The sequence below is a fragment of the Arthrobacter sp. ok362 genome, from assembly GCF_900102785.1.
Taxonomy (GTDB): domain Bacteria; phylum Actinomycetota; class Actinomycetes; order Actinomycetales; family Micrococcaceae; genus Arthrobacter.
Window position 1 is genome coordinate 323,448 of the sequence record NZ_FNGC01000003.1, and the last position, 25,641, is coordinate 349,088.

A 25,641-nucleotide genomic window follows, 5' to 3' on the forward strand; every position below is an offset into this window, starting at 1 on the left:
AGCAGGGACTGCAGATGGCCGAATTGACCATCAACGCCGACGACGTCCGTAATGCGTTGAACGAGTTCGCGGCGTCCTACGAACCCGGAAACGCTGAGCGCGTAGAGGTCGGCCGTGTAACAACCGCAGGTGACGGCATCGCCCGTGTTGAGGGCCTTCCCTCGGTCATGGCGAACGAGCTGCTTCGCTTCGAAGACGGCACTCTGGGCCTGGCCCAGAACCTTGACGTCCGCGAGATCGGTGTCATCATCCTCGGTGACTTCACCGGAATCGAAGAAGGCCAGGAAGTCCACCGGACCGGGCAGGTTCTGTCCGTGCCGGTTGGCGATGCCTTCCTCGGCCGTGTGGTTGACCCGCTGGGCCAGCCCATCGACGACCTCGGCGAGATCAAGGCCGAGGCCACCCGTGCCCTGGAACTCCAGGCGCCCGGCGTAACCCAGCGTAAGTCGGTCCACGAGCCGATGCAGACTGGCCTGAAGGCCATCGACGCGATGATCCCGATTGGCCGCGGCCAGCGTCAGCTGATCATCGGTGACCGCCAGACCGGCAAGTCGGCGATCGCGATCGACACGATCATCAACCAGAGGGCCAACTGGGCTTCCGGCGATGTCACCAAGCAGGTTCGCTGCATCTACGTCGCCATCGGCCAGAAGGCGTCCACGATCGCGGCCGTCCGCCAGACCCTGGAGGACAACGGCGCACTGGAATACACCACGATCGTGGCTTCCCCCGCGTCCGACCCCGCAGGCTTCAAGTACCTGGCACCGTACGCCGGTTCGGCCATCGGCCAGCACTGGATGTACGGCGGCAAGCACGTCCTCATCGTGTTCGATGACCTGTCCAAGCAGGCTGAGGCCTACCGTGCAGTGTCCCTGCTGCTCCGCCGCCCGCCGGGACGCGAAGCTTACCCGGGGGACGTCTTCTACCTGCACTCCCGTCTGCTGGAGCGTTGTGCCAAGCTCTCCGACGAGCTCGGTGCAGGCTCGATGACCGGCCTGCCGCTGATCGAGACCAAGGCGAACGACGTTTCCGCCTACATCCCGACCAACGTGATCTCCATTACCGATGGCCAGATCTTCCTGCAGTCGGACCTCTTCAACGCCAACCAGCGTCCCGCTGTGGACGTCGGCGTGTCCGTCTCCCGCGTCGGTGGCGCCGCCCAGGTCAAGTCCATGAAGAAGGTCTCCGGTACCTTGAAACTGGAACTGGCCCAGTACCGCGACATGCAGGCCTTCGCCATGTTTGCCTCGGACCTCGACGCAGCATCGCGCCAGCAGCTGACCCGCGGTGCACGCCTGATGGAACTGCTCAAGCAGGGCCAGTACTCGCCGTTCCCGATCGAGAACCAGGTCGTCTCCATCTGGGCCGGCACCAACGGCTACCTCGACAACGTTCCGGTTGAAGACATCAACCGCTTCGAGACCGAGTTCCTGGAGCACCTCAAGCACAAGTCCTCCATCCTGACGACGCTGGCCCAGACCAACGTCATGGACGATGACACCGCTGAAGCACTGAAGACCGCAATCGTGGACTTCAAGAAGGGCTTCTTCGGCGAGGGAGACAACCTCCTGGTCGGTGCGGGGCACGAGGAGCACGACGCCATCGGCGAGGATCAGGTCGACCAGGAAAAAATCGTCAAGCAGAAGCGCTAGTTTCGCTGGCAGGGACTGCCGGGACCCGCACAGGTTCCGGCAGTCCCGGCCATCGGGATCTTAGGAAAGGATAAGTATGGGAGCCCAGATCCGGGTCTACCGCCAGAAGATCAGCTCGACGACGTCGATGCGCAAGATCTTCAAGGCGATGGAACTGATCGCTACCTCGCGCATCGGCAAGGCCCGCGCACGCGTAGCAGCTTCACTGCCTTACGCGAACGCGATCACGCGTGCCGTTTCTGCTGTCGCAAGCCAGAGCGAAATTGACCACCCGCTGGTGACCGAGCCGGCGCAGATCCGCCGGGCCGCCGTCCTGGTCATCACGTCGGACCGTGGCCTCGCGGGGTCTTACTCGGCGAGCATCCTCAAGCAGGCCGAAGGCCTCAATGAGCTGCTCCACGCGGAAGGCAAGGAAGTCAAGACGTTCCTGGTTGGCCGCAAGGCGCAGGCGTACTTCGACTTCCGGAACCGTGAATACGATCGCGTATGGACCGGCAACACGGACGCGCCGGAGTTTGCGACCGCGCGGGAAGTCAGCGAAGCATTGCTGGCTGATTTCGCTACCGCCTACGAAGAGGGCGGCGTCGACGAAATCCACGTCGTGTACACCCGCTTCAAGTCGATGGTGACCCAGGAGCCGACGGTCGTTCGTCTGCTGCCGCTCGAGGTTGTCGAAGAGAAAGCCGCGTCCGAATCGGACCTGCTTCCCCTCTACGAATTCGAGCCGGAAACGGAGCAGGTTCTCGATGCCCTGCTGCCGCGCTACATCGAGTCACGTATCTTCGCCGCAATGTTGCAGGCAGCAGCTTCCGAGCTCGCAGCCCGCCAGCGCGCGATGAAGTCCGCCGGCGACAACGCGACGGATCTCATCAAGAAGTACACGCGTCTGCGCAACACTGCCCGCCAGGCTGAAATTACGCAGGAGCTTTCCGAAATCGTTGCCGGTGCCGACGCGTTGTCCGCGTCCTAGCCAGCACGAGCCCGGATCCAGCTGTACCTGCACCAAAAAGAATAAACTTAACCCCACGCCATCTACTGAGTGAAGTGAGAGAGATGACTGCCACTGCTACCGAACACGTAGCCGCAACGTCCGGTGCTACCGGCCGTATTGCACGTGTTATTGGCCCGGTTGTCGACGTCGAATTCCCGGCTGACGCAATCCCCTCGATTTACAACGCACTCACCACCGAGATCACTCTCAACGGTGAGACCCGAACCGTCACGTTTGAGGTTGCCCTGCACCTGGGTGACAACCTCATCCGCGCCATCTCCCTCCAGGCCACCGACGGACTTGTCCGCGGTACCAACGTTGTGGACTCCGGCGGCCCGATCTCCGTGCCCGTGGGCGACGGCGTCAAGGGTCACATCTTCAACGTGCTCGGCAAGCCGCTGGACGTTGAAGAGTCCGAGATCCAGGCTACCGACTACTGGCCGATCCACCGCAAGGCTCCCGCCTTCGCGACCCTGGAAGGCTCTACCGAGATGCTGGAGACCGGCATCAAGGTGATCGACCTCCTCACCCCGTACATCAAGGGTGGCAAGATCGGTCTGTTCGGTGGTGCCGGCGTCGGCAAGACCGTGCTGATCCAGGAAATGATCACCCGTGTTGCCCGCAACTTCGGTGGCACCTCGGTATTCGCCGGTGTCGGCGAGCGTACCCGTGAAGGCAACGACCTCTGGGTCGAAATGGAAGAGGCCGGCGTCCTCAAGGACACCGCCCTTGTCTTCGGCCAGATGGATGAGCCGCCGGGAACGCGTCTGCGCGTGGCCCTTTCGGCCCTGACCATGGCGGAGTACTTCCGCGATGTGCAGAACCAGGACGTGCTGCTCTTCATCGACAACATCTTCCGCTTCACCCAGGCAGGCTCCGAGGTTTCCACCCTCCTCGGCCGCATGCCCTCGGCTGTGGGCTACCAGCCCAACCTGGCTGACGAGATGGGTCTCCTCCAGGAGCGCATCACGTCCACCAAGGGCCACTCCATCACCTCGATGCAGGCCATCTACGTTCCCGCAGATGACTACACCGACCCGGCTCCGGCCACGACCTTCGCACACCTCGACGCGACCACGGAACTTTCCCGTGAAATCGCATCACGTGGTCTGTACCCGGCCGTTGACCCGCTGACGTCGACCTCACGCATCCTGGATCCGCAGTACATCGGACAGGCCCACTACAACACGGCCGTCCGCGTCAAGCAGATCCTGCAGAAGAACAAGGAACTTCAGGACATCATCGCCATCCTCGGCGTTGACGAGCTCTCTGAAGAAGACAAGATCGTCGTGTCGCGTGCACGCCGCATCCAGCAGTTCCTCTCGCAGAACACCTACACCGCCAAGCAGTTCACCGGCGTCGAGGGCTCCACCGTCTCCATCAAGGACACTGTTGAAGGCTTCACCGCGATCTGCGACGGCGACCTTGACCACGTTGCAGAGCAGGCGTTCTTCAACGTCGGCGGCCTGGACGACGTCGAGCGCCAGTGGGCCAAGATCCAGGAACAGACCAAGTAATATGGCTGAGCTTGAGGTTGAGATTGTCGCAGCGGATCACTTCGTGTGGTCCGGAGCGGCCAAGATGGTCAAGGCCCGCACCAGCGATGGTGAAATCGGAATCCTGCCCGGCCACTCGCCCCTGCTGGCGATCCTGGCCGAAGGTGAGCTGGCAATCGAGCCGGTATCCGGTGACCGCATCGCTGTAGCCGTCGACGGGGGATTCTTCTCCGTTGACAACAACAGGGTGGTCATTGTTGCTGACAACGCCCAAATGGGCGAAGCGGCCACTGCGGGGATCCGCTAGCACGACCTTGATGAACAGTATTGGTTTGCCGTTCATCGTCCTGGCAACTGCGTTTGCGTTGCTGGTATTTGCACTGTGCCTCATGGGGGTGCGCCGCTTCAACCTGCGGCGCGCCCTCGGCACGGTGGACGCCTCCATCTGCACGGCTGGAAAAAGCTGGCAGATGGGGGTTTGTCGTTATCAGGACAACGACCTCGAGTGGTTCCGCCTCGTCTCACTCAGTGTCCGTCCCAAACACACCTTCCGGCGCAGCTCGCTGGAGCTGCTTGGCCGGCGCAAGCCTACCGAATCCGAGCTCCTCAAGGTCCAGCCCGACGCTGTAATCGTGGAGCTCCGCTACGAGGGCCAGCAGGTCCTTCTCGCGATGCGCTTCGATGCCTACACAGGGTTGTCATCCTGGCTTGAGGCCGGACCGGTCATCGGCGTCGGCACCTGGCGCTAGCCCCGGTGGACTCCCTTGACGGCCTCCGCCTGGTCGACGGCCCGGTGGTGTGGCTCGCCTGGGCCGCCGGTGCGGCGGGCCTGGCGTACCTGCTCTGGCACGCCGGACTCCGGCACACGGGATTTCGGGACCCCGCTTTTCGGCAAATCAGGCGTGGCCTGGCCAGTGCGGCCGTCGTCGTGGCTGCCGTGATCCTGCTCGCCGCGGCTCTCGTCGCGGCCGTGCACTGGTTCCTGATCTACGCGATCACGGTCCTCCCAGACGAACTGCCAGGCGAGAACCTCGCTTGGTCCCTTGCCGCCGTCGGCGCCCTGCTCCTGTGGCTCATGCGTCTGTTCGGTCTCTGGGGCCGCGGCCGCAGCCGCACCAAACGTTGGCGCTCAAGCGCTGCAGCCACGGCCGCCTTCCTGGCCGTCCTCGCGCTTTCCGCCGTCCAGATCAACATCTACTTCGGCCTGAACCGCACCGCCGGCGATCTCACTGGAACGGCAGTGAGCAGGATCCAGCCGCTCGAGGCTGGCCTGACGCGCGCGGCCGGCGGCCCGGCCGCCACCGGGCTCGCCCGCTGGCAGGCACCCGCCGACCTTCCCGACGGCGTCATCCGCAAGGCGGTCATCCCCGGCACGGTCTCCGGCTTCCAGAGCCGGGACGCCTACGTCTACCTCCCGCCGGCCTACCAGAGCTCCCCGCGGCCTGCGCTGCCGGTGCTGGTCCTCTTTTCCGGCCAGCCGGGCAGTCCCGCCGACTGGTTGACCGGCGGCGCGCTCCAGAGCCGGCTGGACGGCTTCGCCGCGCAGCACGCCGGGGTGGCGCCCGTGGCGGTGGTGGTCGATCCCAATGGCTCGCCGTCGGGAAACACGCTGTGCCAGGACAGCCGGATTGCCCAGGCGGACACTTTCCTGGCGCGCGACGTACCGGACTGGATCAACCGCACGCTCGATGTCGACCCGAACCCGCGGAAGTGGGCCGCGGGCGGCTTCTCGTTCGGCGGCACGTGCGCCATGCAGATGGTGACGAGGCATCCCGACGTTTACAGCGCGGCGCTGGCCTTCTCCAGCGAGGATGAGCCGGCCCTCGCGAAGGAGCGCGCCAGGACCATCGAAGCATCCTTCGGCGCCGACGCTGCGGCCTTCGACCGGCTGACCCCGCTCCGCGTCATGGCGGAAAACCACTTCGACGGCCACGGTGTGTACTTCGCCGCCGGAGACCGTGACCCGAAATTCATCGGCAACATGGACGTACTCTCCGAGGCGGCGCGCCGCGCCGGGTTCACAGTCGAAACACACCGGATCGCCCACGCGGGGCACTCCTGGGACACGGCATCCAACGGCCTGCCCGGCGGGCTGGACTTCCTGGCCCGGCGCTGGGGGATCTCCCCATGAGCCAGGCCAACACCGGCAGCGCACGGACCTCGGCGGGGCCGGGGCCGGGGGGCCCGCCGTTGCTGGGCGTCTGGCGGCAGGGCATGCGCCGGACACTGGCGCACTTCCGTGCCGTACCGTTCACTCTGGCGGTCCTCGCGACCTTCCTGATCGTCGGTGCCGTCACGGGCAGCTTCCTGTCCGGGCCGCCGAGCGCCCTGCTGCCCATCGCCTCCGTCAACGCGCCGGGGCTGAGGGCGGGTCACTGGTGGACCCTGTTCACCTCACTGTTCTTCGCCACCAATCTGCTGGCCTACCTCGCCGCATCGCTGATGATCCTCGTGCTCCTGGGCCTGGCTGAACGGCATCTGGGGACGCGGCGGACGGCCGTGTTCTTCTTTGCGGGCCAGTTCGCGGCTGTGACCGTGTTCCTGCTGATCACCCAGTTGGCCCGGTATATCGGCGACGGCTGGCTCGGCCTCATGGTCAGTGCCCGGCTGATCGGCCCCTACGCCGCCGTCCTGGCCGTAGCCCTGGCCGCCAGCGGACTGCTGCCCACGCTGTGGCAGCGGCGGCTGCGGACCGCCGTCGTGTCCGTGGCCCTGCTGCTGGTGCTCTACGTCGGGCATCCGGAGACGGTAGTGGGGCTCGCCGGTGCCCTCGTCGGCCTGGCCGCGGGCTGGTGGATCCAGGGCGACCGGGGGACGCTGCACCGCCACCGTTCCACGGGACGCGAAACGCGCAACCTGCTGGCGCTCACGGTCACCATCTTCGCGGTGGGACCGATCCTTACGGCCGCCGTCAGCAGCCCCACCGGGCCCCTGGCCTTGCTGCGCGACGTCGTGCTGAACCCGCTGCCCACGCTGAGCCAGCTGGAGCAAAACTGCGGCGGGACGGTTGACGTCAGCTGCATGGAGGCCGGCCGGGCCGGATTCGCCGGTCCGCTGGGCCTCGCGCTGGCAGTCGTCCCGGTGGTCCTGCTGCTGATCTGTGCGGACGGCATGCGGCAGGGCCGCCGCCTGGCCCTGCGGATCGCCATCATCGTCCAGCTGGGCGTGACAGCCCTGGCCGCCGTGTACCTCGCCCTGTTCGCCCGCATTCCGCACTACCCCAACCGGCCGCACACGGCCGTGATGGGTTCCGGCTTCGTCCACATCCTTCCGCTCGTGGCCGTTCCGCTGCTGCTCGCTGTGCTGCTGTGGCTTAACCGCCGGCAGTTCCGGGTGGAGACGGCACCGCGGGCCCGGCGGATGCTGGGCATTGTGGTTGGCGGGACGTGGCTGGGGCTCGCCGGCGCCTATGCGGTGGCCTGGCTGGCGGCCGGCGGGATGGACCGCGACGGGGGAGTGCTGGGCCTCGCGGCGGAACTCGCCCGGCAGTACCTGCCGCTGCCCATTCCCGGTGCCTACAGCCGGCTCTTCCAGAACCGGTACGCCGTCGAGTCCTTTCTGTTCGCCTATGCCGGCATCATCTTCTGGGGAGTGGCACTGGCGGCGGTCTGGCTGGTCCTGCGCCGCCGGCTGCATGGTACCGGGCTGAACAGTACCGACGTCGGCTCCGGGGACCGGGACACTGCCCGTGACCTCATCCGCCGGGGCGGAGACTCGCTGTCCTGGATGGCGCTCTGGGAACCGAACAAATACTGGTTCACGCCGGACCGTCGCGGCGGGGTGGCCTATCAGCAGCACGGCAACGTGGCCCTGACACTGGCGGGGCCCTTCGGACCCGCTGCCGTCCATGAGGAGACCGCGGCGGGTTTCATGCGCTACTGCGCCGAGCACGCCCTGATCCCGTGTTTCTACTCCTGCACCGCCGGGCTCTGGCCGATGCTCCGCGCCCGCGGGTTCCGCCGGGTGGCCGTGGCCCAGGAAACCAGGCTCGCCGTGCGCGAACTCGAGTTCAAGGGCAAGGAATGGCAGAACGTCCGCACGGCCTTGAACCGTGCCGCGAAAACCGGTGTCCAGGCCGTGTGGGGGCGCTACAGCGAATTCCCGGCCCCGCTTCGGGCCCAGCTGAGCGAGGTCTCCGAGGAATGGGCGGCGCAAAAGCACGTGCCGGAAATGGGCTTCACGCTCGGCAGCATCGACGAGCTCGACGACGACGAGGTGCTGTGCTGCCTGGCGGTGGACGCCGACGGACGGGTGCAGGGTGTCACGAGTTGGCTGCCGGTGTTCGAGGACGGACAGCTGGTGAGCTGGACCCTGGACTTCATGCGCCGGCGCGGAGACGCCTTCCCCGGCGTCATGGAGTTCCTCATTGCCTCCGCAGTGCTGGAGCTCAAGCGCACGGTCGAGGTGATCTCCCTTTCCGGCTCGCCGCTGGCGAAGGACCGTGCCGGAGACGACGCAGCTGGTCGTGTTGACGCCGGGGATGCCCAAACAGGGGACGCTGCCGGAGAGCCTTCCGGAGACACTGCCCGAGTCGCTTCCGGAGACGCTGCCGGGGGCAGCGGTGCCGGGGGCAGCGATGCCGGGCCGGAGGGGCTGGCGGGGATCCTGGACGTGGTGGGCAGGGCCTTGGAACCTGTCTACGGCTTCCGCTCGCTGGCCACGTTCAAGTCGCGCTTTAAACCGGACTACCGCACGCTTTACCTCTACTACCAGGATCCTTTGCAATTGCCCGCTATGGGCCGGGCCCTGAGCCGTGCGTACCTTCCCGGGTTGTCCGTCCGGCAGAGCGCACGCCTGCTGCGCACCCTGGTGCGTTAGCCGGCAGGGTGCGGGGGGTTATTGCCCGGCGCGCCTGGCGCGGATCCCGGCTCTGCTGCAAACGCATTCGCGCGGCCCGTGCAATTCGGATGAACAATGTCTCTTGACCAAAAAGGTGTGCCCAAAAGGGGACGGACCCGAAACACTGCACCCAACACTGCACCCAACAATGCACAAAAAAATGGTCCCCGGCACAATTGCCGGGGACCATTCTTGGTGCCGGAAAAGCCCTAAAGCACTTCCAGGCGGGAGACTAGACCAGCGTTACGCCGGTAGCCTGGGGGCCCTTGGCGCCCTGGCCGATCTCGAACTGAACACGCTGGTTCTCGTCGAGGGTCTTGAAGCCGCCGGTCTGGATCTCGGAGTAGTGAACGAAGACATCGCCATCGGAGTCATCCGGGGTGATGAAGCCGAAGCCCTTTTCTGCGTTGAACCACTTGACGGTTCCCTGTGCCATTTGTTTCTCCTCATTGTGGATCTTGAATAAGTCCGGCGCACTTCGCACCGAACTTGGTCACTCTGCGAGAAGAACCTTTGGCATCGGATCCGGATTCCCGGACCGCGGCTGCAGGAGCTTCACGCTCGCAACATGTCTTGCGAGCATGAATAACACCTACACAAAGACTTGTATAAGAATTTCATGACACTTGCGTCAGGTCAACGGGCGAACGGAAGAAATGCATAAATTTTGTGCAAAGAACCGCTTAACGCGAATCGCCGCCGCGGAAAGGCTGCCGCAGGAAGCTTTAGAAGAGCCTGGATTCGCTGTCGTCAACGCCGCGCATGGCGTCGTAGTCCAGGGTCACGCAGTCAATTCCGCGGTCCTTCGCGAGGACCTTGGCCTGCGGCTTGATCTGCTGGGCGGCGAAGATTCCCCGGACCGGAGCCAGCAGCGGGTCCCGGTTCAGCAGTTCCAGGTACCGGGTGAGCTGCTCGACGCCGTCGATGTCGCCGCGCCGCTTGAGCTCAATGGCCACGGTGGCGCCGTCAGCGTCCCGGGCCAGGATGTCCACGGGCCCGATCGCGGTGAAATACTCGCGGCGGATCAGCGAGAACCCATTGCCGAGCAGTTCGATCTGGGCGGCCAGGAGCCGCTGGAGGTCCGCCTCGACGCCGTCCTTGATCAGGCCGGGGTCCTGGCCCAGTTCGTGGGAGGTGTCGTGCAGCTGCTCATGGATGTTGATAATGAGCCGGTCATCGGTCTTGGCCGACTGGACCGTCCACTGCTCGACGACGCCGACCTCGACGTCGACCTCATCCGGGGAGGAGACCCGCAAGGACGCAGGCGGGCTCATCCAGTTCAGGGGTTTGTAGGATCCGCCGTCTGAATGGACCAGGACCGAGCCATCGGCCTTGACCAGCAGCAGCCTGGTGGCCAGCGGGAGGTGGGCTTTGAGGCGGCCGACGTAATCAACGGAGCAGCGGGCTATGACTAAACGCACCCGGTCCACTCTACCGTCTGCGCGGGAGTCCCCGGGATGGGCAGCGGGGCGGCCGGGCTGGCGGGCAGCGGGGCAGCGGGGCGGTGGCTCGACCGGTGGCGCCGGCGGTGGCGCAATGCGTGGCGGCCGGGCTGGGGCAGAATGGAGGCATGCCCCGTTCCAACCGACCCCGCCGCGCCGGTTCTGCAAAGACAGGCTCTGGCAAGGGCGCAGCGCCCGGAAAGAGCAAAGCCCCCGGAGCCAAGCACGGCCCGGCACCGGAGCTTGATCTGGAGCGCGCCCGCTCAGGTTTCGCCCGCCGGGAAAGCGCGCCGGACGGCGAATGGATGGTCCGCTCGATCACCGCAAGCCGTGCGGAGAAGACGTACATCTGCCCGGGCTGCTCCACGGCGGTGCTGCCGGGGATAGCCCACCTGGTGGTGTGGTCCGAGGACCACCTCTTTGGCGCCGCCGCAGGGCTCGCCGAGCGGCGCCACTGGCACACCAACTGCTGGACCTCGCGGAGCTATCGGTATCGCTAAGCTGGTCAGCATGAGCTTTGATCCCGCGTCGTACATCTTCACCCAGCCGTCCGCGCCAACTGCCATCCGCGCGTCCACCGTCCTTCCGGCCCACCGCGAGAACGTCGAACTCCGCACCTCGGACGGACACCGGCTGGTGGGCGAGCTCGCCCTCCCGGAATCCGGCGAGATCAAGGCAACACTCATCACGCTGCACCCGCTGCCGACGCACGGCGGCTTCATGGATTCGCATGTCTACCGCAAGGCCTCCTACCGGCTGCCGGCCCTCGCCGGAATCGCCGTGCTGCGCTTCAACACGCGCGGCACGTCATCGCCGCGGGGGACCAGCGGGGGAGCGTTCGCGGAAGGCATCGGCGAGCGTCTGGACGTCGAGGCCGCCGTGCAGTTCGCCGTGGACCGGGACCTGCCGAACCGGTGGCTGGTGGGCTGGTCCTTCGGCACCGAGCTTGCCCTCATGTACGGCGCCGCTGAGCCCGTCGCCTCAGAGATCGAGGGGGCTGTCCTGCTCTCGCCTCCGCTGCACCGGGCCACGGACGTGCACCTGAAGGAGTGGGCGCAAGCGGGCAAGCCGCTCAAAGTGCTGGTCCCCGAACACGACGACTACCTGCAGCCGGCGGCTGCGGCCACGAGGTTCGCGCTCGTACCGCAGGCGCAGGTGATTGGGGTCGACGGCGCCAAGCACCTGTGGGTGGGGGAGAAGTACGCCGGACGGGTGCTCAACGAGATCGTGGACGAGGTTATCCCCGGCAGCGCCGGAACTGTGCTTCCGCCGGAATGGGACGGGCCGGTCGCCACGGCGCACGCCTGAGCAACACCGCCCCGGAAAGGGAAAAACCGGTCAGCGGCTGTCCTGGCGGGCGATGAAGATTTCCTTGACCAGCAGCAGGATCGCCGCAGCCGTGGGGATGGCGATCAGGGCGCCGAGCACGCCGAGCAGGCTGCCGCCGGCGATCACCGAGATCACGGCGACGGCCCCGGGCACCGCCACGGCCTTCTGCATGATCCGCGGTGAGATGAAGTACGCCTCGAACTGGAGGTAGGAGAAATAGCAGATGGCAAAGACAAGCGCCGTCTGCCAGCCGGCGGTCAGTGCAACGATCGTCACCAGGAACCCGGCAATCATGCCGCCCACAAGCGGGATGAACGCCAGCAGGGCCACCACGAACGCCAGCAGCGTGCCGAACGGCACTCCGATGATCGACATCACGATGAAGGCGAAGGTGGCGTTCAGCAGTGCCACGGCGGCCTGGCCGATCACGTAGTTGCCCACCGACCCGGTGATTTCCTCGGACAGGGCTTGAACCCGGGGCCGGCGCGAGCGCGGGGCGAGCCGGTAGCCCCACTTCTTCATGGCGGGAAGTGCGGCGAGGAAGTACAGGCTCAGGACCAGCACGATCAGCGCGCCAAACAGCCCGTTTGCCACGGTGGAGCCGAAGCCGACAACACCGCCGAAGATGCCGCCCATGGCCTCGGGGTTGTTGACGAACTTCTCCAGCTCCTGGCTGATGCGGTCCCGGATGCCGAACTGGCTGTCAATGCTCCGGAAGAATTCCGAGTCAATGAACTCCTGGACCCACTTGGGCGCCTGCTGCACGATTTGCGTCACCTGCTGCACGATCGTGGGGATCAGGGTGGCGAAGAATGCGGCTACTGCCACTGCCAGGGCGGATACGGAGAGGAGGATGCCGGCGGCCCGGGGGACATTCCTGTGTTCGAGCCAGCGCACCACCGGGTCCAGCCCCAGGGTGATGAAGAGCGCCGTGATGATCCACAAGAGCAGCTGCGTCGTATTCGAACCGATCCAGTAGACCAGGAGCGCGACGCCGACGCCCACCGTGCCCATGAAGCCCACATAGAGGGGGTGCTGGGCCGACATCCGGGGACCGGGACTGCCGAAGGGGGCCTCTGACCCGGCCTCGGCCTCATGCTCCGGCGGCATCTCGAAACGGATTCGCGGCTGGGCTCCCGGCAGGGGCTGACGCAGGCGCCGGGCCGCGGACAAAAAGACATTCGCCGCGGCAATCCGGGGGCGGGAGGTTATGGGCCGGGGGCTGGCGAGCGTTTCCTCGGGGCCGCGTTCCTGGCTGCCGGATTCCTGGGCTTCTTCTTGTCCGGCGGAGGACGAATCCGTATGTTCAGTCACTGCGTTGAATGCCCTTATTTCTGTGCGGCGCCACAGAGGCGGCGCGGGTGTGATGATCACCGCAAACACTATCAGCAGCCTTGTCAGCTCAAGGGTGGGGACCCGGCCCGGAAGCCGCGGGCGGGGGTGGGCCGGGCCGCCGATCTGACTCGCGGGTAACAAAATGGTTACTATTGAAGCTAACTGTCCGCTGATGATTGGTAGTATTTTGCGTTTCAAGACTGCAGTCGCCCTGGTGCTGCTCGGCCTCCTGACACTGCTGGCCGGAATTGGCCAGAAGACGTTTTGGGCTCCCCCGGAGACGATCACAGCCACCGCTCCGACGGGTACTGCCGCGCCGCTGACCGTCTTCGACGCGAAGCTGAGGGCGCTGCACCCCGGGACCGTGAACATCCAAGTCAAGGGTGAGGGTGCCTTCGTGCTGGCCGCCGGGCGGCCGGACGACGTCGACGCCTGGGTGGGCAAGACGGCACACAACACTGTCGCCGGCCTCTCGGAGGACGGCAAGGCCTTGCAGCTGGCGCACACCGACGGCGACGCCACCGCACCCTCGCCCGCCGGATCGGACCTTTGGGTCAGTACCGAGAACGCCAGCGGTGAAATGAACTACTCGTGGAACGCGCCGGCCGACGGCGACTGGTCCCTCCTCCTCGCGGCGGACGGCACCAAGCCCGCACCGAGCTCCATCACGATGACGTTCCCGAACGACACCTCCACGCCCTGGGCTATTCCGTTCATGGTGCTCGGCGGCCTGCTGATCATCGCCGGCGCGGCGCTGCTGGTCCTCAAGCCGACGCCAGGCAACCGGTCAGGCAACCGGACCGGCGGCGGGGGCGGCAGCATGTTCGCCCGCCGCGCGCAGGCCAAGGCCGCGGCACGCCGCGGGGGACAGGGTTCGACGGCAAGCACGCTGCAGCCTTCAGCACCCGACACCGCAGCACCCGACACCGCAGCACCCGACACGGCACCGCAGCCGGCCACCCCGGAGGAATCACTGCCGGAGAAATCACTGCCGGAGAAGGCAGCGCCCGAGCAGAAGAAGGGCTCCGGCACGGCGCGCCGTTCCGGCATCGCGGTGGCCCTGCTGACGGCCACCGCCGTCGGCGGAACATCGGTGGCCGCCCAGGCCAGCCAGACACCCGCGCCGTCGCCCAGTGCCTCCGTGTCCAGTGCCCCGGCCGCCACTGCCCCGGCCTCCAGCAACGCAGCCCCGGGCAGTCCCAAAGAGGACCAGGCCGGCGATGCGCCGGTGCTGCTGGACGCCCAGTTCCGCCGAGTCCTGGAGCAGGTTGCCGGCGCTGTCGATGCAGGAGATGCCGCCAAGGACGCCGCAAAGCTGGCGCCGCGCGTGGCTAAGTCCGAGCTCGAGGTGCGCACGCAGAACTACAAGATCCGCTCGCGGGTCGGCTCCTACGAGTCCCGCATGCCTGTCCGTTCCATGAAGCTGCTGACCACGGTAGTCACCAACAAGCGCAGCTGGCCCCGCTCGGTCATGGCCGTCACGCAGGGCCAGGGCAATGTCGTCCCGCAACTGCTGACCCTGACCCAGGCCTCCCCGCGGGAGAACTACAAGCTGGTCAGCAGCACGCCGCTGCAGCCCGGTGCCACCTTCCCGGCGATCGGGCGGGCCGGCACGGAGACGATGGCGTCCGCGGACAAGTCCGGACTCCTGTACAGCGGCGACGAAGCCCTCGCCGGGCTCGGTGACCGCCTGACCACGGCCAACTCCGCCTTCAAGGACAAGCTCGTCGAGGGCCAGTCCTCCCCGTACATCGCGGACACCCTCGCCTACCAGACCGACGTCGTCAAATCAGGCGTCAACGGCACCTTCGCCTTCACGCACAAGGTGGCCCCCGAGAACACTGTCGTGTTCCGTACCGCCGACGGCGGGGCACTGGTCCTGGGACGCCTGAACTTCTCCTTCGACGGGACTCCGAAGGCCGAGGGAGACAAGCTCACGATCGGCGATGACGCGGCCGCCCTGGCCGGCGGCAAGGAGACCAGCACCGGCATGGTGCTGAAGTTCGCCGAGTCGGTGGCTGTCTATGTTCCGCCGGCCGGTTCCAAGGATCCGATGAAGCTCGTGGCCGCCACCCGGGGCCTGGTCGGGGCGAGTTTCAAGTAGCCTTCGCCGGCGGGGACGGTGGCGCCGGGCGGGACTTCAATGGCTAGAGTGGAGCTATGACTACGCCAGCTTCCCGCCCGGTCCCGCCAGTTGCCGCCAGCCCGCTGAACCTGCGCGGCGCCGTCGACCTTTCCGCCTTGAAACAGCGGCCGGCACCGGCCGCGCCCGGACCTGCGGGTCCGGGTCCTGCGGCCCCCGGCCCGGCCGGTTCTGCCGCAGCCCCCGCACCGGCAGCCGGCGGCGCCGACCACGCCGGCCGGCCGCTGCGCGTGGACGTGACCGAGGGCAACTTCCAGGATCTCGTGCAGCTCTCGGCCCAGGTGCCCGTGGTGATCGCGCTCTGGGCCTCCTACTCACCGGGCTCCGACCAGCTGGTGGAGGTCCTCGAAGGCATCGTTGAGAGCTACGACGGCCGGCTGGTCCTCGGGGCCGCGGACATCGACGTCTTCCCGGAACTTGCCCAGGCCTTCCAGGTCCAGGCCGTGCCGACCGCCGTCGCCGTCGTCAAGGGCCAGCCCGTTCCGCTCTTCCAGGGCGGCGCGGACGAACAGCAGGTACGCAGCCTGTTCGACGAACTCCTCAAGGTCGCGGCCGCTAACGGCGTGACCGGACGGATTGGCGCCGGCGGTCCCGGTACCGGGGAACCGGAGGCTCCGCCGCTGCCGCCCCTGCATCAGGCGGCGTTCGACGCGATCGAGGCCGGCGACTACGCGGCCGCGGCCGCCGCCTACCGGCAGGCCCTGAACGAGATGCCCGCGGACGCAGAGGCCAAGGCCGGCCTGGCGCAGGTGGAACTCATGGAGCGCCTGCAGTCCTTCTCGGGGCCCGAGGCAGATGCCCTCCGCCGGCTCGCCGCCGACGAGCCGGACAACCTCGAAGCCCAGCTCGGCGTGGCCGACCTGGACATCGCCGGCGGCCACATCGAGGACGGCCTCGGCCGGATCGTGACGTTCATTGGCCGGAACTTCGGCCCGGAACGGGAAACTGCCCGGGTCCGGCTGCTGGAACTCTTCGACGTCGTCGGCGCCGGTGACGAGCGTGTCGCCAAGGCCCGCCAGGGACTGGCCCGGGTGCTGTTCTAGTGGGATCGGCACTCTTCGCGCCGCTGGACCTGAGGTCCCTGCGGCTGCAGCACCGCGGCTGGGTATCCCCGATGTGCCAGTACAGCTGCGAGCCCGGGACTGGTGAGGGCGTGCCCACCGACTGGCACCTCATGCACCTGGGCTCCTTTGCCACCGGGGGAGCTGCCCTGATCCTCACCGAGGCCAACTCCGTGAACGCCGCGGGCAGAATCAGCCCCCGCGACGCCGGCCTCTACAACGACGACCAGGCCGCGGCCTGGGAACGCATCACCTCCTTCGTGCACCGCCACGGCACCGCGGAGACCAAGATCGGCACGCAGCTGGCGCATGCCGGCCGGAAGGCGTCCTCCTACTGGCCGTTCTCCGGCAGGAAGGGCAGCGTGCCGGCGTCCGAGGGCGGCTGGGACACCGTGGGTCCCGGCACCGGCGCGTTCGACGATTACGCGCCGCCGTCGGCCATGACTGAAGCGCAGGTCGACGGCGTGATCGCCGACTTCGCCGCCGCCGCCGTGCGGGCCGTAGACGCCGGGTTCGACACGATCGAAATCCATGGCGCCCACGGCTACCTGCTGCACCAGTTCCAGAGCCCACTGGTCAACGACCGCACAGACCGCTGGGGCGGCGACGAGACGGGCCGGAACAGGCTGACGCTTGCCGTGGTGGACGCCGTCCGCGCGGTCATCCCGGAGTCCATGCCCTTGTTGCTGCGGATCTCGGCCTCGGACTGGGCGCCGGGCGGGATCGACGCCGAGGCCTCGGTCCGGATGGCCGGCGCCGCCGCGGAGCGCGGGGTGGACCTGGTGGACGTTTCCAGCGGCGGGGCCGTTGCCTACCAAGAGATTCCCGTGGGCCCCGGCTACCAGACCGGGTTCTCCGCCCGGATCCGGCGCGAGGCCGGAGTCAGGACCGGCACCGTGGGACTCTTGACGTCCGCCGGGCAGGCCGAGCACGCGGTGGCCACCGGCCAGGCCGACGGCGTGTTCATAGCCCGTGCCGCGCTGCGGGACCCGCACTGGTGGCTGCGGGCCGCGTTCGAGCTCGGCCATGACCTTGCTTGGCCGCCGCAGTACGAGCGCGCCATACCTCGGCATTTGTTCTAGAACGCCCGGTCGCGGGGCCGGTTCCTGCGGGTGAAAACTTACGCCTTGCGGACGACCCTTTTCGCGCCGGGGGACGGTTAGTCTGGCGTCATGACTTTCCAGCCCCCGGTGCCCCCTGGCCCGACTTCGCCGCCGGTTCCCGCCCTGTCCCTGCTCGGCCTTGCCAAGCGTTTCGGGGACAAAATCGCCGTCGACGGCATCAGCCTGGACGTTCCGGCCGGTTCCTTCTACGGTGTGGTCGGCCCCAACGGCGCCGGCAAGACCACCACGCTGTCCATGGCGACGGGCCTGCTGCGCCCCGATTTCGGGACCGCGCTGGTCCACGGCGTCGACGTCTGGCAGCATCCGCTGGAGGCCAAGAAGCTGATGGGGATCCTGCCCGACGGCGTCCGGCTGTTCGACCGCCTGAGCGGCGAGCAGCTGGTGAGCTACGCCGGCCTGCTGCGCGGGATGGACCGGGAGATGGTGGCGTCGCGGGTGGCGGAACTGCTCGCAGCGCTGGACCTGGGCAACGATGCCGGCACACTGGTGGTGGACTACTCCGCCGGCATGACCAAGAAGATCGCGCTGGCCTCTGCGCTGATCCACGCACCGCGGCTCCTGGTCCTCGACGAGCCGTTCGAATCGGTGGATCCCATCTCCGCGGCGAACATCCGCGACATCCTGGACCGCTACGTTGCCTCGGGCGGAACGGTCATCGTCTCCAGCCACGTCATGGACCTGGTCCAGCGCATGTGCGACCACGTGGCCGTCGTCGCCGGCGGCCGGGTCCTCGCCGCCGGCACCGTGGAGGAAGTCCGCGCCGGGGCCAGCCTCGAGGACCGCTTCGTGCAGCTCGTGGGCGGCCGGAACCACACGGAAGGGCTGGAATGGTTGCGCACCTTCTAAGGCTCAAGCTGACCTTGCTGCGCAACAGCGTCCGGCGCAGCCCCTGGCAGCTCATTGGCCTCGGGATCGGCACCCTGTATGCCCTGGGAATCGTCGGTGTTTGCGCGGCCGGGCTGTTCGTCCTGCGCGGCCAGGAGATCGAACTCGCCCAGACCGTCGTGGTCCTGGGCGGCGCAGCGGCACTCCTGGGCTGGGCCATCATCCCCGTCGCGGTCTCCGCCGCCGACATGACCCTGGACCCTGCCCGCTTCACCACCTTCGCCGTGCCCATGCCGCAGCTGCTGGCAGGGCTGGCGCTGGGCGGGCTGATCGGCATACCGGGACTCGCAACCTCGCTCGTTGCGCTCGCCACGGTGGGCACCTGGTCCCGCAGCCTGCCGGCCGCGGCCGGCGCCCTGGTGGGTGCCGCGCTGGGCGTGCTGAGCTGCGTCGTTCTCTCCAAGGTCGTGACCACGGCCACGGCCGGCCTGGCAAGCTCCCGGCGCTTCAAGGACATCAGCGCCGTCGCCTTCCTCATCCCGCTCGTGCTCACCGGCCCCATCGTGGCGGGCATCGCCAGGGGAATCGCGGGTTCGGGCGATTTCCTGGCCGGCCTGGCCCGGACACTGTCCTGGACGCCGGCCGGGGCGGCCTTCGCGCTCGGCGGCGAGCTCGCCGCCGGCAATTACGCGGCTGCGGCCGCGAAATTCCTCATCGCCGTGGCCACACTGGCGGCCCTGGCCTTGGCGTGGAAAGTCCTGCTGCAGCGTGCCCTGGTGACGCCGCCCTACGCCGGGACGTCCAAGCGGCGGACCGGTGGCGCGGGCCTGTTCAGGTTGCTCCCGGCGACGCCGGCCGCCGCCGTCGCCGCGAGGTCCCTGTACTACTGGCTGCGGGACCCCCGCTACGCCGGGGCGCTCGTGGTCGTTCCGCTCCTGCCCGTGCTGATGCTCTTCCAAGGCAGCCAAAGCGGCTTCTATGGCCCGTTCCAGTTTGTGGGGCCGCTGACGGCCTTCCTCCTGGCCTGGTCCATCTCCACCGACGTCTCCTATGACAGCACCGCGTTCGCCCTGCACGTGGCCACCGGGGTGCGCGGTGCCGACGACCGGCTCGGCCGGGCACTGGCGTGCCTGAGCTTCGCGCTGCCCGTGGTGCTCATCTTCAGCGTGGGGCCGTTCTTCTTCACCGGTGACTGGGACAAGCTGCCCGCGGTCCTTGGCCTCTCGCTCGGCGTCCTCTTCACCGGCCTGGGCCTGGCCTCGGTGATCTCGGCGCGCTACACCGTGAGCGTCCCGCTGCCGGGAGACAGCCCGTTCAAGAAACCGCCGGGCAACGTGGCCCAGACCCTCGCCGTGCAGTTCGGCGGCATGGCCGTGCTCATGATCCTCGTGGCGCCTGAAGTGGCGCTTGTGGCCGCGCAGTTCATCACCGGCAGCACCGTGCCGGGCTGGATCACGCTGGTCCTCGGACCCGTGCTGGGCCTCGCGCTTTTCGCCACAGGCGTCCGGGCCGGCGGTGCGTGGCTGGACCGGCGGGGGCCGGAGCTGCTGGCACAACTGGCCGTCAACCGCTGACGGGTGCATGCTGGGAGTGCGCAGACTCGATCACCCGGCAAAGGCAGGATCATGGAAGTTGTCATCCTTCCCGGCAGCAAGCAGATCGCGTCGCTTGCGGCGGATGCGGTGGAGGCCCTTCTTCGCCGCAAGCCCGACGCCGTGCTGGGCCTGGCGGCCGGCTCCTCGCCGCTGCCGATCTACGGCGAGCTGGCCCTGCGGCACGAGCGCGACGGCCTGGACTTCAGCCAGGCCCGCGCCTTCGCCCTGGACGAGTACGTGGGCCTGCCAGCCGGCCACCCGGAGTCCTACCGCGAAGTGATCGCGCGCGAATTCACCGCACGCGTGAACATCAGCCCGGCCAACGTCCATGTGCCCGACGGCGCCGCGGCGGACATCCTGGCAGCCTGCCAGGGGTATGAAGACGCCATCCGCGATGCCGGGGGAGTGGACCTGCAGTTCCTTGGCGTCGGAACGGACGGTCACGTCGGATTCAATGAACCAGGCTCGTCGCTGGCGTCCCGGACCCGGATCAAGACTCTGATCGAGCAGACACGCCGGGACAACGCACGGTTTTTCGGCAGCCTGGCCGCCGTGCCGCACCACGTCCTGACCCAGGGCCTGGGCACAATCCTGGATGCCCGTCACGTCATCCTGGTCGCCACCGGTGCCCAAAAAGCCCAGGCCGTCCGGGATCTCGCCGAGGGCCCCGTCGCCGCCATCTGTGCGGCCTCCGTGCTGCAGTTGCACCCGCACGCCACCGTCCTCGTGGACGAGGCGGCGGCGTCGTCGCTGCGGCTGGCGGACTACTACCGCCACAGCTATGACCACAAACCTGCCTGGCAGGGGCTTTAGGCTCCGGCGCCGGCATCCCGCAGGTCCGGCGGCGGACTTCCAACGGCTAAGATGGGTGTCATGACTAGCATGACCGATCCTCTCGAAAACGATCCGATGCGCGAGCTCTCCGGAGCCGGTACGTCTACGGCCACGATCGAGCGCGAGGAACTGCGCCAGGAAGTTGAGCCCGGTGACCGGGAGCGCTTCTCGCACTACGTGCGCAAGGAAAAGATCATGGAATCCGCGCTGACCGGTGACCCTGTCATCGCGCTCTGCGGCAAGGTCTGGACACCGGGCCGGGATCCGCAGAAGTTCCCCGTCTGCCCTGAATGCAAGGAAGTCTACGACGGCCTGCGCCCCGGGAACGACGGCGGCAAGGGCTCCGGCGACAAGTAACGGCAATTAACGGATCAATCAGGATCCGTTAGCCGTCCCTGACGGCGTTTCTCTATGGCGGCGCGCCGGTGCGCCCCGGTTTTCTGTTCCTTTTCCGGTTCCCTGCTGTCCTGCCTGCCGGTCCATGCTGTCCGGGTACTGCCCTGTGCGGGGTTCCGCCGGGTCCATCCAAAAAAGATTGGTGTTTTTGTGCTTAATTGGGTTTCTCCGTCGGCTGCAGCCATGCGCGGGTGGAGGGCGCCTCAATGACAGAGACACTTTTCGGCGGACCCACGCTTCCCCCCGCCTATCCCGAGCGGGCTGCCTGGGGCACCGCCCCCAAGCTGCGCGCCTGGCAGCAGGAGGCGCTGGACAGCTACTTCAGCATCCATCCCAAGGATTTCCTTGCTGTCGCAACCCCAGGCGCAGGTAAGACCACGTTCGCCCTGCGCGTGGCATCCATGCTCATCGAATCCGGTGTGGTGAACCGCGTGACCATCGTGGCGCCCACCGACCACCTGAAGCGCCAGTGGGCCGACGCCGCGGCCCGGGTGGGCATCGCGATTGACCCGAACTTCAAGAACGCCGACGGCCAGCACGGCCGCGGGTTCATCGGCGTCGCGGTGACCTACGCCCAGGTGGCCAGCAAGCCCATGCTGCACCGGGCCAAGACCGAAGCCGCCCGCACGCTGGTGATCCTGGACGAAATCCACCACGGCGGCGAGGCACTGTCCTGGGGCGACGGCCTCCGCGAGGCGTTCGATCCCGCCGCCCGCCGGCTGTCCCTGACCGGTACCCCGTTCCGCTCCGATACCTCGCCCATCCCGTTCGTGGAGTATGCCGAGGACCGCGACGGGATCCGGCGCTCCAAGGCCGACTACACCTACGGCTACGGCAAGGCCCTGCGCGACCATGTGGTCCGCCCGGTCATGTTCATGGCGTACTCCGGCCAAATGCGCTGGCGCACGAGCGCCGGGGACGAAATGGCGGCCTCGCTCGGAGAGTCGGCCGTCACGAAGGACATCACCTCCCAGGCCTGGCGCACCGCGCTGAACCCGGCCGGCGAATGGATCCCCGCCGTCCTTGCCGGCGCGGACAAACGCCTCAGCGAAGTCCGGCGCAGCGTCCCGGATGCCGGGGGCCTGGTCATTGCCACCGACCACGAGGACGCCCGCGCGTACGCCGGCCAGCTGAAGAAGATCACCGGCGAATCACCCACCGTCATCCTCTCCGACGATGCCAAGGCCTCCAGCAAGATCGAGGAATTCACCGCCAGCGAGAAGCGCTGGATGGTGGCCGTCCGGATGGTCTCCGAAGGCGTGGACGTTCCGCGGCTGTCCGTCGGCGTCTATGCCACCTCGACCTCGACTCCGCTGTTCTTCGCCCAGGCCGTGGGGCGCTTTGTGCGTGCCCGCAAGCGCGGCGAGACGGCGTCGGTCTTCCTGCCCTCGGTGCCGCAGCTGATGGCGCTGGCCAACTCGATGGAGGCCGAGCGCGACCACGCGCTGGACCGCCCGGAGAAGGAAGACAGCGACGGCCTCTTCAATCCTGAGGACTCGCTCATGGACGAGGCGAACCGCGAGGAGAAGGCCTCCGACTCCCTGATGAAGGGCAAATTCGAGGCCCTCGACTCCCAGGCGTCCTTTGACCGCGTCCTCTTCGACGGCGGCGAGTTCGGCACCGGCGGCGAGGTGGGCTCGGAGGACGAGCTCGACTTCCTCGGAATCCCCGGTCTGCTGGACGCTGAACAGGTCGGCACGCTGTTGCGCCAGCGCCAGCACGAACAACTGAACCGGAAGAACAAGCGCTCCCCGCAGGCGGACGCCGTGCCCGCGGCGGCCCCCGCCGTGCCGGACCACCGGATGCTCATGGACCTGCGCACTGAGCTGGCCAAGAACGTCGCGGCCTGGTCAGCCCGCACCGGAACCCCGCACGGCGTCATCCACACCAAACTCCGCACCGTCTGCGGCGGCCCGGCCGTCGCGCAGGCCAATGAGGAGCAGCTGCAGACCCGTCTGCGGAAGCTCCAGGACTGGTTCATCGGCCGGAAGTAGCCTCGGACAAGCAGAGGCAAAGAGCAGAGGCAAAAGCAAGGGCAAAAGTGGAGGGACCAGGCCGATGGCCTGGTCCCTCCACTGTTTACTCGGCTCTGCGGCGCGCTTCGGTTACTGGCCGCTGCCGCAGACCTGGCCGTAGGTCTGGCCTGCCGCGGTGTAGTCGGCCTTCATGTCCTCGAGCTTGGCGGTGTCCGGGGCGGGCTTGGCCGACTCGTCAAAGTATTCAATGATGGTCTGCAGCGGAGCCCGCAGGTCCTCGGAGGCTGCCGCCTTGATGGGCCGCAGCTGGTTGGCGACCCTGGTCATGCCGGCCTTGTCCGACGTGGCCGACTGGGCGGAGACCACGGTCTTGACCCGGGCGCAGGTTTCTTGGTTGGTCAGCTGCGGCGTGGCCGAGCAGCCGGCCGCGCCGAGCAGCGCTCCGGCGGCAATCAGAACGGTCAGGGTCTTCTTCATGGTGTACTCCGGGGTTCTACGGGTCTGACTATAGGGGTAGATTTCGAGTCTACTGCGGCGGCGGCCTTTTCCCGCCAGCCGTTAAGGCCCGCCCGGCTCCCCGGGCGCGGGCGTTGGCGCTCAGAGGACATCGACGCCGCCGAGCTCCATCTCGGCCACGGCGTCGTCCAGGTCTTCGGCGATTCCGGCCGTCAAACCGCGCAGCACTGTGACGGAGTAGCCGGCCTGGACGGCATCGAGGGCGGTCGCCTTGACGCAGTAGTCCGTGGCGATCCCCACCACCACGATGTCCTCGACGTCGTGGCTCTGCAGCCAGTCGTCCAGTCCGATCGCGTCCTCGTCAGCGGCGAAAGGGCTCCCGGCGGCGCCGTCGTCGGTGCCGGATACGGGCATGGCGCCGGGCTTGCGGTCCCCGGTGGGGACGTCGTCTTCAGGGGCCAGGAGCCCTTCGAAGCCGGAGTACGCGGCGGCGAACTGGCCTTTGCGGAAGTACGCCTGGATGTGTTCGGGATCGAGATCGGGATGCAGTTCGGCCCCGCGGGTGCCCGCCACGCAGTGCGGCGGCCAGCTGTCTACGAGATCGGGCTCCTCCGAGAAATGCGACCCGGGATCGATGTGCCAGTCCTGGGTGGCCACGACATGGTCAAACTGGCCGTGGTGTGCGTCAACGTACTCGCTGATCTCCCCGGCGAGGTTCGCCCCGCCCGCGACGGGCAGGGCACCTCCCTCACAGAAATCATTTTGGACATCAACGATGATCAGGGCGCGGGACATTTAGTCCTCCTCGTAGATGGTGGGGATGGCCGCCTCGCCGCGCTGCAGCCGGTTGACCACCGCGGGAAGCTCCCGCATGGTCTCCGCGTGGCGCCGGCGCGCGCGCTGGACCCCCTCGGGGCCGGTCCACCCGGGCAGGAGCTCGCCGTTCTTGACGAACTGCTCCAGCAGCGGCCGGTCGTTGCCGTCGTCTTCCGGGTGGTGGCCGACGCCGACGATTTCCGCCGTGGCGGTCCCACGCTCGTTGAGCTTGCGCAGGGCGTACTTCCGGCCGCCCTTGCTGGCTTTGTTCTTGGCGGCTTTGGCGACGGAGATGAAATCGCCGGTGTCGTCGCTGCGGCTGACGAGCTTGTAGACCATGCTCGCCGTCGGTGCCCCGGATCCGGTCACGAGCGAGGTACCCACGCCGTAGGAGTCCACCGGAGCGGACGCCAGCGCCGCGATGGCGAATTCGTCGAGGTCTGAGGTCACCACGATCTTCGTGTGGTCGTTGCCGAGCTCGTCGAGCAGCTGCCGGACCCACTGGGCTTGGGCCACGAGGTCGCCGGAGTCCAGCCGGACGGCGCCCAGCTTGTCCCCGGCGAGGTCGACGGCGGTGCGGACGGCCGTTTCGACGTCGTACGTGTCTACCAGGAGGGAAGTGTCCGGCCCGAAGGCGGCAATCTGGGCCTCGAAGGCCTCACGCTCGGTGTCATGGAGGAGGGTGAAGGAATGGGCGGCCGTGCCCACCGTCTTCAGCCCGTAGCGCAATCCGGCCTCCAGATTGGAGGTGCTGTCGAACCCGGCAATGACGGCGGCCCGGGCCGCGGCGGCCGCCGCTTCCTCGTGCGTCCGGCGTGACCCCATCTCGATGCACGGGCGGGTTCCGGCCGCGGAGATCATCCGGGAGGCGGCCGAGGCGATCGCGCAGTCGTGGTTGAGCACGGAGAGCAGGTACGTCTCAAGGATGCAGGCCTCGGCGAACGTGGACTCCACGATCAGCACGGGGGAGTTCGGGAAGTACGCCTCACCCTCCGGGTAGCCCCAGATATCGCCGGAAAAGCTGTAATCGGCCAGGTACTCCAGGGTCTGGTCGTTGACCACCTTGGTCCGGCGCAGGTAGTCCAGTTCCGGCTCGCCGAAGCGGAAGTTCGCGATCCCCTCCAGCAGGCGGCCGGTGCCTGCCACGATCCCGTAGCGGCGCCCGTCCGGCAGCCTCCGGGCAAAGGCCTCGAAGACCGATTTCCGGTGGGCCGCGCCGGACTGCAGAGCACCCTGCAGCATGGTCAGCTCGTAATGGTCGGTGTACAGGGACGTGCGGGGACGGTCCCAGCCAGCGGAGGTACTCACAAATTCACTCTAGTGTGCATCCC

The 25,641-nt window shown here is 67.5% G+C and carries 23 protein-coding genes; 17 read left to right on the forward strand and 6 right to left on the reverse strand.

Features of this window, described 5'->3' with window-relative positions; translation table 11 throughout:
- Window positions 1-14: 14 nt before the first annotated feature.
- From atpA to BLQ10_RS06015, 7 genes are all read left to right on the forward strand, one after another.
- Complete coding sequence (gene atpA / locus BLQ10_RS05985) at window positions 15-1,652, forward strand: F0F1 ATP synthase subunit alpha (RefSeq protein ID WP_091559720.1); 1,638 nt, start codon at window positions 15-17, stop codon at window positions 1,650-1,652.
- Between the two features lie 76 nt (window positions 1,653-1,728).
- Entirely contained in the window at window positions 1,729-2,622 is an 894-nt protein-coding gene (locus tag BLQ10_RS05990) for a F0F1 ATP synthase subunit gamma (protein ID WP_091559527.1), read from the forward strand.
- 83 nt (window positions 2,623-2,705) lie between these two features.
- Complete coding sequence (gene atpD / locus BLQ10_RS05995; protein ID WP_091559529.1) at window positions 2,706-4,160, forward strand: F0F1 ATP synthase subunit beta; 1,455 nt, start codon at window positions 2,706-2,708, stop codon at window positions 4,158-4,160.
- Between the two features lies 1 nt (window position 4,161).
- Window positions 4,162-4,446: a F0F1 ATP synthase subunit epsilon gene (locus tag BLQ10_RS06000; RefSeq protein ID WP_091559532.1), complete on the forward strand. Its 285-nt coding sequence runs from the start codon at window positions 4,162-4,164 to the stop codon at window positions 4,444-4,446.
- Window positions 4,447-4,456: 10 nt separating this feature from the next.
- The gene (locus tag BLQ10_RS06005) at window positions 4,457-4,888 is read left to right on the forward strand and encodes a DUF2550 domain-containing protein (RefSeq protein WP_091559534.1); all 432 of its coding nucleotides are present in this window, start codon (window positions 4,457-4,459) and stop codon (window positions 4,886-4,888) included.
- A gap of 5 nt (window positions 4,889-4,893) precedes the next feature.
- Window positions 4,894-6,270: an alpha/beta hydrolase gene (locus BLQ10_RS06010; protein ID WP_091559537.1), complete on the forward strand. Its 1,377-nt coding sequence runs from the start codon at window positions 4,894-4,896 to the stop codon at window positions 6,268-6,270.
- A gap of 83 nt (window positions 6,271-6,353) precedes the next feature.
- The gene (locus tag BLQ10_RS06015; protein WP_254785427.1) at window positions 6,354-8,957 is read left to right on the forward strand and encodes a DUF2156 domain-containing protein; all 2,604 of its coding nucleotides are present in this window, start codon (window positions 6,354-6,356) and stop codon (window positions 8,955-8,957) included.
- A gap of 253 nt (window positions 8,958-9,210) precedes the next feature.
- Here BLQ10_RS06015 and BLQ10_RS06020 read toward each other — a convergent pair whose 3' ends face one another.
- Window positions 9,211-9,414, reverse strand: a complete 204-nt coding sequence (locus BLQ10_RS06020; protein ID WP_011692441.1) for a cold-shock protein — start codon at window positions 9,412-9,414, stop codon at window positions 9,211-9,213.
- Window positions 9,415-9,703: 289 nt separating this feature from the next.
- Window positions 9,704-10,399 carry an endonuclease NucS gene (gene nucS / locus BLQ10_RS06025; RefSeq protein ID WP_091559723.1) on the reverse strand — a complete coding sequence of 232 codons (696 nt, stop codon included), beginning with the start codon at window positions 10,397-10,399 and terminating at the stop codon, window positions 9,704-9,706.
- Between the two features lie 149 nt (window positions 10,400-10,548).
- On the opposite strand from nucS, the gene BLQ10_RS06030 reads away from it, so the two are divergent.
- Window positions 10,549-10,920 (forward strand): ATP/GTP-binding protein, encoded by a 372-nt coding sequence (locus BLQ10_RS06030; protein ID WP_091559542.1) that lies wholly within the window; start codon window positions 10,549-10,551, stop codon window positions 10,918-10,920.
- A gap of 10 nt (window positions 10,921-10,930) precedes the next feature.
- Window positions 10,931-11,728 (forward strand): alpha/beta hydrolase, encoded by a 798-nt coding sequence (locus tag BLQ10_RS06035; RefSeq protein ID WP_091559543.1) that lies wholly within the window; start codon window positions 10,931-10,933, stop codon window positions 11,726-11,728.
- Window positions 11,729-11,758: 30 nt separating this feature from the next.
- Here BLQ10_RS06035 and BLQ10_RS06040 read toward each other — a convergent pair whose 3' ends face one another.
- Entirely contained in the window at window positions 11,759-12,943 is a 1,185-nt protein-coding gene (locus tag BLQ10_RS06040) for an AI-2E family transporter (protein WP_254785428.1), read from the reverse strand.
- Between the two features lie 313 nt (window positions 12,944-13,256).
- On the opposite strand from BLQ10_RS06040, the gene BLQ10_RS06045 reads away from it, so the two are divergent.
- The 8 genes from BLQ10_RS06045 (at window position 13,257) to BLQ10_RS06080 (ending at window position 23,056) form a co-directional block, all read left to right on the forward strand.
- The gene (locus tag BLQ10_RS06045; protein WP_254785411.1) at window positions 13,257-15,188 is read left to right on the forward strand and encodes a hypothetical protein; all 1,932 of its coding nucleotides are present in this window, start codon (window positions 13,257-13,259) and stop codon (window positions 15,186-15,188) included.
- Between the two features lie 56 nt (window positions 15,189-15,244).
- Window positions 15,245-16,270 carry a tetratricopeptide repeat protein gene (locus BLQ10_RS06050; protein ID WP_091559549.1) on the forward strand — a complete coding sequence of 342 codons (1,026 nt, stop codon included), beginning with the start codon at window positions 15,245-15,247 and terminating at the stop codon, window positions 16,268-16,270.
- Window positions 16,270-17,370, forward strand: coding sequence for an NADH:flavin oxidoreductase/NADH oxidase (locus tag BLQ10_RS06055; RefSeq protein ID WP_091559552.1), 1,101 nt, complete (start codon window positions 16,270-16,272; stop codon window positions 17,368-17,370). The genes BLQ10_RS06050 and BLQ10_RS06055 overlap by 1 nt, the downstream gene beginning before the upstream one ends.
- 90 nt (window positions 17,371-17,460) lie before the next feature.
- On the forward strand, window positions 17,461-18,258 hold the full coding sequence (locus BLQ10_RS06060; RefSeq protein ID WP_091559555.1) for an ABC transporter ATP-binding protein: 798 nt from the start codon (window positions 17,461-17,463) through the stop codon (window positions 18,256-18,258).
- Complete coding sequence (locus tag BLQ10_RS06065) at window positions 18,240-19,811, forward strand: transporter (RefSeq protein ID WP_091559556.1); 1,572 nt, start codon at window positions 18,240-18,242, stop codon at window positions 19,809-19,811. The genes BLQ10_RS06060 and BLQ10_RS06065 overlap by 19 nt, the downstream gene beginning before the upstream one ends.
- 51 nt (window positions 19,812-19,862) lie before the next feature.
- Entirely contained in the window at window positions 19,863-20,645 is a 783-nt protein-coding gene (gene nagB, locus BLQ10_RS06070) for a glucosamine-6-phosphate deaminase (protein ID WP_091559559.1), read from the forward strand.
- A 51-nt stretch (window positions 20,646-20,696) separates the two neighbouring features.
- Window positions 20,697-21,023, forward strand: coding sequence for a DUF3039 domain-containing protein (locus BLQ10_RS06075; RefSeq protein WP_091559562.1), 327 nt, complete (start codon window positions 20,697-20,699; stop codon window positions 21,021-21,023).
- Between the two features lie 245 nt (window positions 21,024-21,268).
- Window positions 21,269-23,056, forward strand: a complete 1,788-nt coding sequence (locus tag BLQ10_RS06080; RefSeq protein WP_091559564.1) for a DEAD/DEAH box helicase — start codon at window positions 21,269-21,271, stop codon at window positions 23,054-23,056.
- 111 nt (window positions 23,057-23,167) lie between these two features.
- Here BLQ10_RS06080 and BLQ10_RS06085 read toward each other — a convergent pair whose 3' ends face one another.
- From BLQ10_RS06085 to BLQ10_RS06095, 3 genes are all read right to left on the reverse strand, one after another.
- The gene (locus tag BLQ10_RS06085) at window positions 23,168-23,515 is read right to left on the reverse strand and encodes a hypothetical protein (protein WP_091559566.1); all 348 of its coding nucleotides are present in this window, start codon (window positions 23,513-23,515) and stop codon (window positions 23,168-23,170) included.
- A gap of 120 nt (window positions 23,516-23,635) precedes the next feature.
- On the reverse strand, window positions 23,636-24,289 hold the full coding sequence (locus BLQ10_RS06090) for an isochorismatase family protein (protein WP_091559567.1): 654 nt from the start codon (window positions 24,287-24,289) through the stop codon (window positions 23,636-23,638).
- A complete protein-coding gene (locus BLQ10_RS06095; RefSeq protein WP_254785412.1) occupies window positions 24,290-25,618 on the reverse strand; it encodes a nicotinate phosphoribosyltransferase in 1,329 nt (442 codons plus the stop codon).
- Window positions 25,619-25,641: the final 23 nt, after the last annotated feature.